Source organism: Legionella drozanskii LLAP-1 (assembly GCF_001467585.1).
Lineage (GTDB): Bacteria > Pseudomonadota > Gammaproteobacteria > Legionellales > Legionellaceae > Tatlockia > Tatlockia drozanskii.
Genome location: NZ_LNXY01000001.1, coordinates 155,629 through 168,561, shown reverse-complemented (window position 1 = coordinate 168,561; position 12,933 = coordinate 155,629). Strand labels below are relative to the sequence as shown.

Sequence of the window (12,933 nt, the reverse complement as noted above, 5' to 3'; positions counted from 1 at the left end):
GAGGATCTAATGCAAAAGTACCTGTTTATGGCTTGTATGTCATTATTATTGGCTGCTTGTTCAACACAGGAGGATGGACAATATTACCGTACACACCCCCAAGCATTGCAAAATGCCGTTAAGGATTGTCCTGCAAAGCAACCAGCCAATATAAGTTGCAAACAATTAGCAGAGGTCGCTACAGGGGTGAATGAGTTGGCTTATCAACTGCAAGTCAATCCGCAAGCCTTTGGTAAGAAAATAATAGCGCTACAAGAAACCTTAGCAAGTCAACAAGCGAACTTAAAAGCTAATCCTAATCAGCCTGAACTTAAAGTGACTGTTCAAAATAACGAAGAGCAGTTGGCTGAGTATTTAGCAATAGTAAGATGGTTAGAATCTCCATAGGGTCAATAATGAGAATTTTGGTAAGTAATGATGATGGTGTACATGCTCCTGGTATAAGAGCACTTGCTAATGAAATGTCTTGCATTGCAGAAGTTACGGTTGTTGCACCTGATCGAAATCGTAGTGGAGCAAGTAATTCCTTAACTTTGACAAGGCCGTTGAGAATTAAGCAACTGGACAATAGTTACTATAGTGTTGAAGGTACGCCTACCGATTGCGTGCATTTGGCACTGACAGGATTTCTCAATCCAATTGCTGATATGGTTGTTTCAGGCATCAATGATGGGGGTAATTTAGGCGATGATATTCTCTATTCCGGAACGGTGGCTGCGGCTATGGAAGGGAGATATTTAGGTTTACCAGCTATCGCGTTTTCCATGGTCGGTGATAACATCCAACACTATGACGCGGCTGCTTCTATTGCACGCCAATTAGTGCTGAAGATGCGTGCAAATATGCTGCCTTCTCAAACCATTCTTAATGTCAACATACCTGATCTTCCTTTAGAAAAAATCAGAGGCATAGAAGTGACACGCCTTGGTACCCGTCATGCAGCGGAGCCTATTGTTAAAGAGTATGATCCACGTGGTCGACCCATTTACTGGGTGGGTCCTTCGGGTATTGAAGCCGATGCAGGCCCAGGTACCGATTTTTATGCAATTGCTCAAAACTGTGTATCCCTCACACCTCTACAGCTTGATATGACTCACTATAAGGTGTTCGATACTCTATCAGCTTGGGTAGATGAAATTAATTGGGGTGTCTAACACTTGAACACTGTTTTCTTAGCAGAGAATGAAATATGTACAAACTGTGCGTATTAATAATAACCATCCTACTGACGGCTTGTGGCACAAATTCTAATTTTGCCCCTGTTGTTGAATTAAAATGGCAGCCAAACAACCCAAACCAAACTACTCATGTGGTGCGGCGGGGTGAAACGCTTTATGCAATTGCTTTCCGGTATGACCAGGACTATAGGCAACTTGCTGCCAATAACCATTTGCATAGACCTTATGCTTTACGTGTTGGTCAAGTCTTGCGTGTCAGAGGATTAGGTACCCAACATCGATATGTTGCCGTAAAACCTATTTATAAAGTAAAGCAAACTTCGCGAATAAAAAATAATAAATATTACCCTATACTTAGAAGGAACCAAACATCCAATCAAGGGCAAAAATGGATCTGGCCAGTCAATGGTCGGGTAGTATCTCGATTTGCTCCGCAGCAAGGAAAAAAAGGCATAGATATTGCTGGTAAAAAAGGTGAGATGATTTATGCAGCATCTGGCGGAGTAGTGGCTTATGCAGGTAGTGGGCTTACTGGGTATGGAAACTTAATTATCATTAAACATAACGATCAATACCTAACTGCATACGGCAACAATTCGCGAAATATTGTAAAGGAAGGGCAAAAAGTTAAACCTGGGCAAATTATTGCCGAAATGGGTGTTATAGATAGAAAGTATTGGGGTGTCCATTTCGAAATAAGAAAAGCTGGAAGACCAGTGAACCCACTGGATTATTTGAGGTGAGGTAAAAGAAGTAGTTATAAATGATATGCCAATAAAGCGATGTTTTTTCTTATTGAGATATAAACACGATAGGTGAAAAATGATGCAGGCAGACGACGAATCCATGAAAGAAGATGAAGTCCCAGAAGAAGAATGGGATGAATCTCCTCATGATGAAGAAATAGTGCTCTCTGAAGAGCATGAACCTGAAAATGCGGTAGTAGCAGAACCTCCTGATTTTAGTAACCAAGAAGCTTTTCCTAGCTTCCAGCGGGGTAGGCAAGCGTCCAAAATTATGGATGCAACGCAAATATATCTGAGCGAAATCGGCTTCTCTCCGCTACTCTCTGCGGAAGAGGAAGTTCATTACGCGCGACTTGCACTGAAAGGTGACGCAGCTGCGCGTAAAAAAATGATCGAATCCAATTTGCGCTTAGTTGTTAAAATTTCACGCCGATATTTGAATCGTGGATTGCCTCTCCTTGATTTGATTGAGGAGGGAAATCTAGGGTTGATGAAATCGGTAGAAAAATTTGATCCTGATAGAGGATTTCGCTTTTCAACCTATGCAACTTGGTGGATTAGACAAACCATCGAGCGGGCGATTATGAATCAAACCCGCACGATAAGATTGCCCATTCATGTTGTAAAAGAACTTAATGTTTATTTGCGTGCTGCAAGACAACTGACTCAAAAACTTGATCACGAACCTTCCGCAGAAGAGATTGCCGAAATGGTAGACAAGCCACTTGAGGATGTTGAAAAGCTACTGGGTTTGAATGATAAAGTAGCTTCTGTCGATACACCAATTGGTTATGACGAGAGCAAATCGTTGTTAGATACTATTGCTGATGAAAATAGTGTGAATCCAGCAGAGCTTCTAACTGACGAAAATTTACGTAATCATATTGAGTCTTTGTTGGATAAATTGACGGAAAATCAGCAGCAAGTAATCGCTAGACGTTTTGGTTTACGAGGTTTTGAAAAAGCAACTCTTGAAGATGTCGGTAAAGAAATTGACCTCACTCGTGAGCGAGTCAGGCAAATTCAAGTAGAAGCTTTGAAAACCTTGAGAGGACTTCTAGAACGTGTTGGTTTGACGCAGGAAGATTTGTTTTAGAAGTAGATTGGGCCACAAAAGGCCCAATCTACTGGCTTTGAACCTGGAACCTCCGCTTTCGCGGTCTTAAAGCTAGGTTAATCCTAGGGATTCATTTGCGCAAAATCCACTGCTAAACCTTGCCAGCAATCAGAATAATTAACCTGCCTGAATGGATGCGATAGTGCTTCCTCACTCACTAACCAAGGTAATCGTGTTTCAAACATAAATGCCAAAGTATCTTTATATTGCATTGGCGTTAATTCTTGGTTGATAGCTGCTCGATAAGCATCCGTATCGGGACCATGGGCAGTCATGCAATTATGAATGCTCACACCGCCTGGTACAAAGCCTTCTTTTTTTGCATCGTATTCGCCATATACTAATCCCATTAATTCACTCATTATATTGCGATGATAATAGGGCGGTCTAAAACTGTGTTCGGCAACCATCCAACGAGGCGGGAAAATAACAAAATCAAGATTGGCAACACCAGGAGTATTACTTTCTGAGGTTAATACGGTAAAAATAGAAGGATCAGGATGATCAAAACTCACGGTATTAACCGTGTTAAAAAGCGATAAATCATAGCTATAAGGTGCATAATTGCCATGCCATGCAACAACATTCAAAGGCGAGTGATTTGAGGTAGCAGACCAAAAACGCTGCTGATATTTGCAAATCAGGGTAATCTCTCCTTGGAGGTCTTCAAATAAGGCATGCGGATAGAGAAAATGTCGGGGATTAGCGAGTCCATTGGCACCAAGCGGGCCTAATTGTGGCAAGGTGAAGGGCGTGCCGTTATTTTCACAAATATAACCGCAGGCTAAAGGACAGGACAATTCAATTTTAAATTTTATCCCTCGAGGGATAACAGCGATTTTTCCTGGAATCATTGCCAGTTGGCCAAACTCCGTATAAATAATGAATTCACCAAGATAAGGTACAATGAGCATTTCACCATCACTATTACTAAAATAGCGATTTTTCATCGATTGATTGCATTGATAAATAAAAGCATTCGCTATGTTATTTCCGGCTATATAAAATAAACCATCCACGAAATCTTGATGGAGTGTAGGAGGTTGTAAAGGCGACCAACGTAAGGGATTCGGTGCTTGATCTTTAGCAAACGTTAGTGATTTAGCCTTCAAATAAGGCGCATAATCACCATGCACAACAGAGGGTAGGGTTCGATAAAGCCAGCTGTGCAAGTTTAGATGTCTCGGTCTGGTAAAAGCACTACCACTTAATTGTTCTGCATACAAACCAAGTGGGCATTGCTGCGGAGAGTTTTGCTCTTTGGGTAAGGCTCCGGGTATCGCCTCAGTTTGATGGTGATTTCCAAATCCAGCTAAATACACCTCTTTTCTCCTTGTTATCGCTGCTCGATTAGAATAACTTGAAAAAGTTAATAAAGTCGAGGTAGATATAGAGTATTACCGTTCTTTTTAAATGAACGACGAGGTATAATTTATTCATTTTTATATTAATTGAGGTGGTTATTAATGGCCGGTCATAGTAAATGGGCAAATATTCGTTTCCGCAAAGGTGCCCAGGATGCAAAACGAGGAAAAATTTTCACTAAACTAATTCGAGAAATCTCGGTGGCTGCGGGGGCTGGTGGTCCTGAGGAATCATCTAATTCCAGATTACGCGATGCGGTTTCTAAGGCACTTAAAGCTAATATGAAGCGCGACACAATTGATAACGCAATTAAGCGCGGTGCAGGTGGCTTAGATGGTGAAAATATGATGGAAATGCGCTACGAAGGATATGGACCTGGCGGAGTCGCTATTTTGGTTGATTGTTTATCAGATAATAAAAATCGCACGGTTTCCGAAGTGAGACATGCATTTACTAAGCATGGTGGTAATTTAGGTACAGATGGATCAGTTGCTTATTTGTTCAACAAACAAGGTGAAATTCTTTTGGCTCCAGGCCAATCTGAAGAAAAAGCGATGGAAGTAGCTATCGAATCAGGCGCTGATGATGTCCTCGTTGAAGAAGGGCAAATCGAAATCATTACGTCCGCCGAAAATTACCATAGCGTATTGTCAGCTATTCAGGAAGCTGAGTACGAAGTTGAGCAATCTCACTTAACCATGCGCGCTCAAACCATGATTCCGTTAGATAAAGACTCAGCGGAGACTCTAATAAAATTAATCGATATGCTTGAAGATCTGGATGATGTACAGGAAGTGCATAGCAATGCAGAGTTTCCTGAATCAGTCTTTGAGTAGATTCAATGAGTATTATTTTAGGAATAGATCCGGGTTCGCGCATCACCGGTTATGGCATTATTAAGGAAGAAAATCGAAAACTCTCTTATATCGATAGTGGATGCATTCGCACTGCGGAAGGTCCGTTAAGTCAACGTTTATTGGAAATTTTTGACGGTGTTTGTCAACTAATGGATGACTATTCTCCTGATGATGTGGCAATAGAACAAGTATTCATGCACCAAAATCCTAGTTCTGCTTTAAAATTAGGCCATGCGCGAGGGGTTGCGATGGTCGCTGCTGCCTCGCATCGAGTGCAGGTGAGTGAATATTCAGCTCGTGAAATAAAACAATCTGTTGTAGGTTATGGTGCTGCGCAAAAAGCGCAGGTTAAGCATATGGTTGTTAATTTACTGATGTTAAATAGTCCGCCACAAAATGATGCCGCCGATGCGCTGGCGATTGCGATATGTCATAGTCATACCCGACATGGTTTAGCGGCTTTACAGCAGTGCCGACAAGGTTCAAGGAGACGTGTGAGATGATTGGATGGTTGAGTGGGCAAATTGTTGATAAACATCAACTAGGTAAACTGGTGGTTGACGTGAATGGAGTTGGCTATGATGTGGAAACTTCCTTACAAACTTTTTTTCAACTTGAATCTCATCAAGGGTCAATCGGATTACATATTCACACTGTAGTTCGTGAAGATGCCCTGTTGCTCTATGGTTTTTTAGACAAATTAGAGCGCGCCTTGTTTCGAGCTCTAATTAAAGTGAATGGTGTTGGGCCTAAAATGGCTATTACTATTCTTTCTAGCATCACTCCTAATGAATTCATTCAATGCATTAATCAACAAAATACCTTGTACTTGACAAAATTGCCGGGGATCGGCAAAAAAACGGCCGAGCGCTTGGTTATTGAAATGAAGGATAGTATAAATCAGTTTACCTCAGCTGATTTTAATCAGATTTCATTAAAACCAATGACTAATATTCGGGAACAAGATGAGGCGATTAGTGCATTGGAGGCTTTGGGTTATAAGCAACAAGAAGCAGCTAAGGTCATTAATAAAATTGATGATGGAAATAAAACTTGCGAGCAATTAATTCGCCAGGCTTTGCAGATCTTGTCCGGTAGGTAATTAATTTTTAGTCCCTGCGCTCGACGAATCTTTAATGGTTAGTAGAGGAAGCACAGTTATTAAAACTATTAGGGTCTGAAAAAAGGTTACAAGTGCAAATAATTATACTTTATCTGCTGTTTGAGGGATAGGGAAATACACTCGTACAATTAACCCGGTTCCTGTAGTGGGTGAACCCAGTTCGACTTTACCGCCGTGTAAAATAGCGATCTGCTGCACAATGGCTAAGCCTAATCCACTGCCAGTGCTTTTATTACCTAAGACGCGGAAGAAGCGTTCAAAAACTCTCGATTGAAGTTCACTAGGAATGCCTGGTCCATTGTCACGAACTTCAAGAACCAGTTCTTGTTCCTTGGAGTAAACACGAACCGAAACCTTTCCATTTTCCTTACTATAACGGATGGCGTTGTCGCCTAAATTGCGAATTAAGATACTGAGAGCGGTGGGATTGCCGGCAAATCCAGGTGGGTGTTCGTCATGCTCAAATTCAAGTTCGATTTGTTTTTCTACAGCACTTGGTGCCAACATTGCTAATACTTCGCGGGCAATTTTAACCAAATTTACTTCGTCAATGTCATTAATATTGGCTGCTTCAGGCACTAATTTACTCATGGTTAGTAATTGCTGAACAATATGCGTGCTGCGATTTACACTGGCGATCAATTTCTGTAAGGCTAAGTTTTTCTCTTCGACATCGTTGGTATTTAGTGCAACCTGGGCTTGAGCTTTTAGCGCAGCAAGAGGGGTGCGAAGTTCATGTGCTGCGTCGGCGGCAAAGCGTTTTTCACGTTCAAAACCTTCTTGAAGTCGATAAAAAAGCTTATTTAGTTCATCAATTACTGGTTTAATTTCCTCTGGAACTTCTTGTAAATCCACAGGTTCTAAATGGGTGGGGGCTCGGTTTGCCACTTCTTGAGCAACTCGATCAAGACTATCTAACCCCCGACCGATAATAATCCAGATAAGTAAACCAGATAAAGGAAAGGTCAGGAGCATAATATAAAGATCGTCTTGAGCAATTCGATGTCCTAATTCGTTTCGGGTATCATAACGCTCAGCTAAGACTGTGCGTACTCCTGCTTTTTCATTATAAGCAGTAAAAACACGCCATTTTTGTTTACCAAGCATTTTATCGCTAAAACCATCCACTTCGGCGGTTAGAGGTATTTTGGGTGCAGTAGGGGAATGAAGTAACAGCTTTCCACCATTAGTCCAAACTTGGAAATTAAACTTTTCTAGGTAGTTTTTGGGGGGTAAGTCATTTAAAAATCGTCGTTGATAATAGTTATCAATTTTTTGCGGAATGAGCTCTAAAGCATCCTGAATTTTGTTCAGCGGTCGTTGATGAAGATCATCACCTAAAAGGGCTTGATACGATAAAGCAGAAATCGCCATTAACGTATCAAGATGTTCTTGAATATCTTTTTGATCAAGATAGTAATTACCTATCGCTGTAAGCGTAGTAGTGATGGTAATTGCTAACAACAAATTAATTAGCAAAAATTTGCGAATAGAAGATTTCACTGTACTGAATTACTCTCATTTTTTTCTGCCATATAACCCACACCACGAATGGTGCGGATAAAATTGGCATTGAGTTTTTTGCGCAAGTTGTGAATATGAACTTCCAAGGCATTGGAGTCTACGTCTTCATCCCAACCATAAATACTCTGCATCAACTGTTCACGTGATAATACTTGGCCACTGTTTTCCAGTAATTTTTGTAACAAAGCAAACTCGCGACGAGGCACATTTACGATAACATCATCAACATAAACAGAGTGTGCAGCAGGATCTAGAGTAACATTTCGATATTGTAAGACTGAATCAGCTCGTCCTTGCGAACGTCGAACAAGAGCGCGAACTCGTGCACTTAATTCATTTAAATCAAAAGGTTTTGTCATGTAATCATCAGCACCACAATCAAGACCTTTAATCCGATCTTCTACGGTTTCTCGCGCTGTGAGAATAATGACTGGTGTTGCATTACCGTCGTGACGAATCGCCTGGAGAAAACCTAAACCAGAAAGTTTGGGTAATCCTAAGTCTAGGATAATAAGTTCAAAAGATTCAGATTTAACGGCTGCTCTCGCTGCTTCACCATCTCTTAGCCAGTCGACAATATAGCCGAATTGAGTGAGACCTGCTTTAACAGCATCACCGAGTAATTCATCATCTTCAACCAGTAGCAATCGCATCGCTGCTCCCTAATAGTTCAAACAATTCATGGTGAATCGCTTGAGGGTTGACGTTCAATATCTTTTTCGATTAAGTGCCGGGTGAGGTATATTGCTTGAATGAAAACAAATACCAATGTAAACCCAGCGCCACCAAATAATTTAAAGTTAACCCATATGTCAGTACTATAATAGTAGGCTACATACAGATTAACAGACCCCATTAAAACAAAAAACAGAGCCCAAGCAAAATTTAAGCGCTGCCATATTTTTGGAGGTAAGCTGATGTTTCCTTCCATCATTTTTTGAATCAAAGGCTTTTTACTGATTAAACTTGAGCCAAGGAACACTAAAGAAGTTAACCAATAAATTCCTGTTGGTTTCCATTTGATAAACCAAGGATTGTGGAAAAATAAAGTGGCTCCGCCTAACACAAAAATGAGACCAAAGCTAATGAGATGCATCTTCTCATATCGCTGATGCTTAAAGCGATAAAAAATAACTTGAATGAGTGATGCAGCCATTGCAATAGCCGTTGCGTTATAAATTCCGAACCATTTATAACTTAGGAAAAAAATAAAAATTGGAAAAAAATCAAAGAATAATTTCATGGCCTTTATTAATTTTTAACATTTATTTAAGTATATCACAGGATTTCAAACACACTTACAAGCCCTAATTTAATTCCTTAGGTCTGATAACGCCCCTTATTATCTGAAGTTTCGTAAAGTTCTTTTTCAGTTCCTTCCTGTGGGTGAAGTTTACCATGTACATTCATTGCTGTTTGTAAAATCGAAAGCGCTGTGTCCCGGTTGTCACCCAGTGACAACAGTAAGCCAAGCACGTTTTCTACTACTTCTTTCTCGTTCGGTTTCAAGTGACTTTCTTCGCTCTTCATTCCTGCTTGATGAATTCTCTCAGCCTCTTCAATAAGTTGGTGTAGTTCCTGCGGCTGCTCTATTTTTTTGAATTTTGGGTCTACGCTGCCAGGGTTGTTAATTTTTCGTTTAGCTGAACTATTGAAGAAAAGATGATTATTATGCGAGACCGAATTTGCTTCCGATTCTGGATCTTCAGGTGATGTATTACGCTGCAGTTGCTTAGATAAGATGACGTCCGTTGATTCATCATGCGAGCTTTGAGAAGACATCGCTGCAAGTTGCTGTTTGGAGTAGGATCTCGAAAAACGGCAGGGTATCCAATTTACTAGCAATTTTGCATCCTCAGTAGGAATCTCAAAAGGTAGTTCATCGCTGCGATCCTCAGGTTTTTTAGAGTCAACAATAAACAGTTCTCTTGTGGCCTTGAAACAAGGAAGCATCTCACCTGGATAAATAATACGGTTGAAATTATGTTTTGCACCTAGCCACATAACCGCAGGACTTTCCTCTGTTAAATAGCCTTGTGAACGAAAATACCACTCCTCATAGGTTCCACTATTTTCGTGGCGTTTTGCAAAGTTATTTGCTGTCGCATGAACACTGTCTCTAAGAGAAGGTATGGTGGAGTAACAGTCCATAATCGCTTGTTGATTTTCAACAAAATCAGGGTCGCTGTTTACCCAATCTTTCCATCGAACAATTTTAAAATTCATTTGCTTCTCGATAGCGAGTTGATTGATCAATGCAATTTTTTGATCGATAGGAGTTTCAGCCTGGTGGATTACTGATTTTAATTTGAAAATTTGCTCGGAGGTTAATCCCAAAGTCTCCCTAATGTAAGTGAGCTTATTCGCATGATGAGGTTCTACATTCAAAAGAAGTTGAAATTGAGTATCGAATTCTTTTGCATTAAGTTTAAAAGGACGTAAAAATTGCTCTAGATTTCTTTCAAGATAATCGTTTCCCAAGCGAAGCGCTTGTTCTTTTAATTTTGCTTGTTCTTCTAATTGTGCTGCACGAGCAAGTTTTCTATAAATTGTCTCATTATTAGCATCTTGAGGTAATGCGCTAGCTTCTGTGTCTAATGTTGTATTTTCTGACTGAGAAGCGGACGAGGATTTTAGGTTTTCTTCGTCTTCGTATAATTGTTTAAGCCTAGCTTCTTCTTTCTCGAGCTCAATTGTTTTTAAATTGTGCCAATAGACTTCGTCCGCAACAAGGAAAACAGTAAAATCTTCGTTCTCGGCTTCTGCTTTTGACAATGCCTTTGAGGGTGCTTTTGTTGTACTTCTAGTTGCAGATAAAATTGTTGCACCTAGATAGTCTCCGTCACAATAATCATTACCTATGATGCTTAGGAGAACTAAACTTTTTATCCCATTTTTTTTTACTAGATTTTTGGCTTCTGATCCGTTAAATTTAGCGGTAAGAACCTCGCCATTTACAGGACCTTTGACACGTGTTCCTTTCATTCATTTTCTCATTTAATATACTTAAGTAAACCTGTTTTTAAGTTCCGAAAAAAATAATTTTTAACTAAAACTAACATTAACAATTTCTTGAAATTTGTATGAATTTGTATTGTCATTTTAGCATAACATGGTTTTTGTTGCGAAAAAAATATACAGACTATTTCAAAATGAGTATTTTACAACTAGAAAAGTTAAGGAAATATTAACAGATGATCAAATAATAGACTAATCTAATAATTAAATAGTTTAATTAATTCTATTTTAGGTGGAATACCAACTAATAATGGTATTATTGACCTAGAAATTTATAACGAATCCTCACAGCAAAGGTGAATGATGAATTTTGAGGAAGAGGAAAAACTTCAGAAAATTATTGCGGAAAAAGACAAAGAAATAGCTCGTTTAAAAGCTTCTCTGGAGCAAGAAAAATTAAAAATAAAGAATGAACTTCAAGCAACACAGGATTACTATGAAAGTATTCTTGCAGTCATGCCTGGGCACGTTTATTGGTTAGATAAAAATAATGTTTTCCTCGGTTGCAATGACTTACAAGCGGCGAATGCGAAATTGCAATCTCGAAAAGAAATTGTTGGAAAAACAAATTTTGATTTACCTTGGAAGGATCAAGCGGAAGAATTAAATAGGCTTAATAACCTAGTAATGGAATCGGGTATGCCTCATACCGCAGAAGAATATGCGGTAATGGTTAATGGATTAGCAATTTACTTTTCACAGAAAACACCGCTTCGCGACAAAAACAACAAAATTATTGGCGTTCTAGGGGTTTCAATTGACATCACTGAACGTAAAAAAATGGAAGTAGCGTTGCGTCGTGCTAAAGAAGCGGCTGAGGTTGCAAATCATGCCAAAACTGAATTTATTGCTAACATGAGTCATGATATTCATACTCCTTTAAGCGGGATTTTAGGTTTATCAAAACTGCTAGAAGATAAGCTTCAGAGTCCTGAAGAAAAGCAATATACACAGTGGATTAGTGAAAGTGGAAGGCAACTTTTAGAATTATTAAATCGAGTTTTACAAGTTGTATCGGATGATAACCTTAAGGAAACAGAGGTCAATGAAGAAATAGTTGATTTACGTCAACTTACTCAAGGTATTATTCATCTGATGTTACCTGCAGTAAAAATAAAAAATCTTGATTTAGTATTCGATATTGATGATGCGGTACCTGAAAAATTAATCACAGATGGGCAGAAACTTCAGCGAATTTTATTAAATCTCCTGAGTAATGCTATTAAATTTACGGAAAAAGGGACTATTACTCTCAAATTAAAAGTAGTAGTGGATGATACAGAATATGTGCAATTGCAATTTAGTGTACAAGATACGGGAATTGGTATTCCAGATGAGTTGCAAACACAAATTTTTGATCGTTTTTTCCGTATAGAGACTAGTTGTACAAATGAACAAAATGAACTGGCAGATCATGGCGTTGGCTTACATGTTGCTCAAAATTACGTCGTATTATTAGGCGGAGAAATCAATTTAGAAAGCAAGCTAGGAAAAGGCTCAATTTTTTATTTTACTCTACCCATGAAGGTAATTAATTACAGTAATGGTACTGACTTGCAAAATGCAGAAATTGTTAAAGAATCACCTCTATTTTTTACCGAAATGGCGACATCGGAATCTTCGCCTTTTGTCCTCTTAATCGAAACCAATGAGGTTGCATTGCGCTTTCTTGAAGGCCTCTGTGTGCAAACGGGTTGTCGATTTTTATCCGCTTCAGATAGGGAGCAGGTCTTGCAATTAGTCAAAGAAAAAGATTTTGACTTAATTATTACTGATGTTGAGTCACCGCGCATTTCAGCCGATGAGTTAACTCACTCTATCCGAAAGTGGGAAAAATCTTCTGATAAAAATGCAGTACCGATTGTTGGTTTAACCTCCCATGCTTTAGATGCATCTGAAGGATCTTTGCCCTCTGGGATGAATAAGATCATTTCTAAGCCCGTTGATCTTGTAATCATGCAAAAGCTTCTGAGGGAATTTGGCTTGCTAAAAGGGAACTAGGGTA

13 protein-coding genes are annotated in these 12,933 nt (G+C 39.4%); 8 read left to right on the top strand and 5 right to left on the bottom strand.

What is annotated here, in order from left to right; all coding sequences use genetic code 11:
• Positions 1–9 precede the first annotated feature (9 nt).
• The 4 genes from Ldro_RS00780 to rpoS all read left to right on the top strand — a co-directional run bounded on the left by Ldro_RS00780 (position 10) and on the right by rpoS (position 3,020).
• The gene (locus Ldro_RS00780) at positions 10–387 is read left to right on the top strand and encodes a hypothetical protein (protein ID WP_058494514.1); all 378 of its coding nucleotides are present in this window, start codon (positions 10–12) and stop codon (positions 385–387) included.
• Positions 388–395: 8 nt separating this feature from the next.
• A complete protein-coding gene (surE, locus tag Ldro_RS00775; protein WP_058494513.1) occupies positions 396–1,154 on the top strand; it encodes a 5'/3'-nucleotidase SurE in 759 nt (252 codons plus the stop codon).
• Positions 1,155–1,189: 35 nt separating this feature from the next.
• Positions 1,190–1,921 carry a peptidoglycan DD-metalloendopeptidase family protein gene (locus Ldro_RS00770; RefSeq protein ID WP_058494512.1) on the top strand — a complete coding sequence of 244 codons (732 nt, stop codon included), beginning with the start codon at positions 1,190–1,192 and terminating at the stop codon, positions 1,919–1,921.
• Between the two features lie 82 nt (positions 1,922–2,003).
• Positions 2,004–3,020, top strand: a complete 1,017-nt coding sequence (gene rpoS, locus Ldro_RS00765) for an RNA polymerase sigma factor RpoS (protein ID WP_058494511.1) — start codon at positions 2,004–2,006, stop codon at positions 3,018–3,020.
• Between the two features lie 83 nt (positions 3,021–3,103).
• On the opposite strand, the gene hmgA is transcribed toward rpoS, so the two are convergent.
• Positions 3,104–4,363, bottom strand: coding sequence for a homogentisate 1,2-dioxygenase (gene hmgA, locus Ldro_RS00760; RefSeq protein WP_058494510.1), 1,260 nt, complete (start codon positions 4,361–4,363; stop codon positions 3,104–3,106).
• Between the two features lie 144 nt (positions 4,364–4,507).
• Here hmgA and Ldro_RS00755 point away from each other — a divergent pair, with 144 nt between their 5' ends.
• From Ldro_RS00755 to ruvA, 3 genes are read left to right on the top strand one after another with little or no spacing between them, the layout of a single operon-like run.
• A complete protein-coding gene (locus tag Ldro_RS00755; protein WP_058494509.1) occupies positions 4,508–5,242 on the top strand; it encodes a YebC/PmpR family DNA-binding transcriptional regulator in 735 nt (244 codons plus the stop codon).
• A 5-nt stretch (positions 5,243–5,247) separates the two neighbouring features.
• Positions 5,248–5,766, top strand: coding sequence for a crossover junction endodeoxyribonuclease RuvC (gene ruvC, locus Ldro_RS00750; RefSeq protein ID WP_058494508.1), 519 nt, complete (start codon positions 5,248–5,250; stop codon positions 5,764–5,766).
• Positions 5,763–6,365, top strand: coding sequence for a Holliday junction branch migration protein RuvA (ruvA, locus tag Ldro_RS00745; protein ID WP_058494507.1), 603 nt, complete (start codon positions 5,763–5,765; stop codon positions 6,363–6,365). Before ruvC ends, ruvA begins: the two co-directional genes overlap by 4 nt.
• Before the next feature lie 102 nt (positions 6,366–6,467).
• Here ruvA and Ldro_RS00740 read toward each other — a convergent pair whose 3' ends face one another.
• The 4 genes from Ldro_RS00740 to Ldro_RS00725 all read right to left on the bottom strand — a co-directional run bounded on the left by Ldro_RS00740 (position 6,468) and on the right by Ldro_RS00725 (position 10,895).
• On the bottom strand, positions 6,468–7,889 hold the full coding sequence (locus Ldro_RS00740; protein WP_058494506.1) for an ATP-binding protein: 1,422 nt from the start codon (positions 7,887–7,889) through the stop codon (positions 6,468–6,470).
• Positions 7,886–8,563: a response regulator gene (locus Ldro_RS00735; protein WP_058494505.1), complete on the bottom strand. Its 678-nt coding sequence runs from the start codon at positions 8,561–8,563 to the stop codon at positions 7,886–7,888. Before Ldro_RS00735 ends, Ldro_RS00740 begins: the two co-directional genes overlap by 4 nt.
• Before the next feature lie 26 nt (positions 8,564–8,589).
• Positions 8,590–9,153: a septation protein A gene (locus tag Ldro_RS00730; RefSeq protein WP_058494504.1), complete on the bottom strand. Its 564-nt coding sequence runs from the start codon at positions 9,151–9,153 to the stop codon at positions 8,590–8,592.
• A 77-nt stretch (positions 9,154–9,230) separates the two neighbouring features.
• Positions 9,231–10,895: a hypothetical protein gene (locus Ldro_RS00725; RefSeq protein ID WP_058494503.1), complete on the bottom strand. Its 1,665-nt coding sequence runs from the start codon at positions 10,893–10,895 to the stop codon at positions 9,231–9,233.
• A 333-nt stretch (positions 10,896–11,228) separates the two neighbouring features.
• Here Ldro_RS00725 and Ldro_RS00720 point away from each other — a divergent pair, with 333 nt between their 5' ends.
• Complete coding sequence (locus tag Ldro_RS00720) at positions 11,229–12,929, top strand: ATP-binding protein (RefSeq protein WP_238583932.1); 1,701 nt, start codon at positions 11,229–11,231, stop codon at positions 12,927–12,929.
• Positions 12,930–12,933 lie beyond the last annotated feature (4 nt).

What these genes read in the sequence shown, in the direction of transcription:
- rpoS (WP_058494511.1), top strand. Translation starts at nt 2,004, where the DNA reads ATGCAGGCAGACGACGAATCCATGAAAGAAGATGAAGTCCCAGAAGAA.
- Ldro_RS00725 (WP_058494503.1), bottom strand. Translation starts at nt 10,895, where the DNA reads ATGAAAGGAACACGTGTCAAAGGTCCTGTAAATGGCGAGGTTCTTACC.
- Ldro_RS00755 (WP_058494509.1), top strand. Translation starts at nt 4,508, where the DNA reads ATGGCCGGTCATAGTAAATGGGCAAATATTCGTTTCCGCAAAGGTGCC.
- surE (WP_058494513.1), top strand. Translation starts at nt 396, where the DNA reads ATGAGAATTTTGGTAAGTAATGATGATGGTGTACATGCTCCTGGTATA.
- Ldro_RS00735 (WP_058494505.1), bottom strand. Translation starts at nt 8,563, where the DNA reads ATGCGATTGCTACTGGTTGAAGATGATGAATTACTCGGTGATGCTGTT.
- Ldro_RS00780 (WP_058494514.1), top strand. Translation starts at nt 10, where the DNA reads ATGCAAAAGTACCTGTTTATGGCTTGTATGTCATTATTATTGGCTGCT.
- ruvA (WP_058494507.1), top strand. Translation starts at nt 5,763, where the DNA reads ATGATTGGATGGTTGAGTGGGCAAATTGTTGATAAACATCAACTAGGT.
- Ldro_RS00720 (WP_238583932.1), top strand. Translation starts at nt 11,229, where the DNA reads ATGATGAATTTTGAGGAAGAGGAAAAACTTCAGAAAATTATTGCGGAA.
- Ldro_RS00770 (WP_058494512.1), top strand. Translation starts at nt 1,190, where the DNA reads ATGTACAAACTGTGCGTATTAATAATAACCATCCTACTGACGGCTTGT.
- ruvC (WP_058494508.1), top strand. Translation starts at nt 5,248, where the DNA reads ATGAGTATTATTTTAGGAATAGATCCGGGTTCGCGCATCACCGGTTAT.
- Ldro_RS00730 (WP_058494504.1), bottom strand. Translation starts at nt 9,153, where the DNA reads ATGAAATTATTCTTTGATTTTTTTCCAATTTTTATTTTTTTCCTAAGT.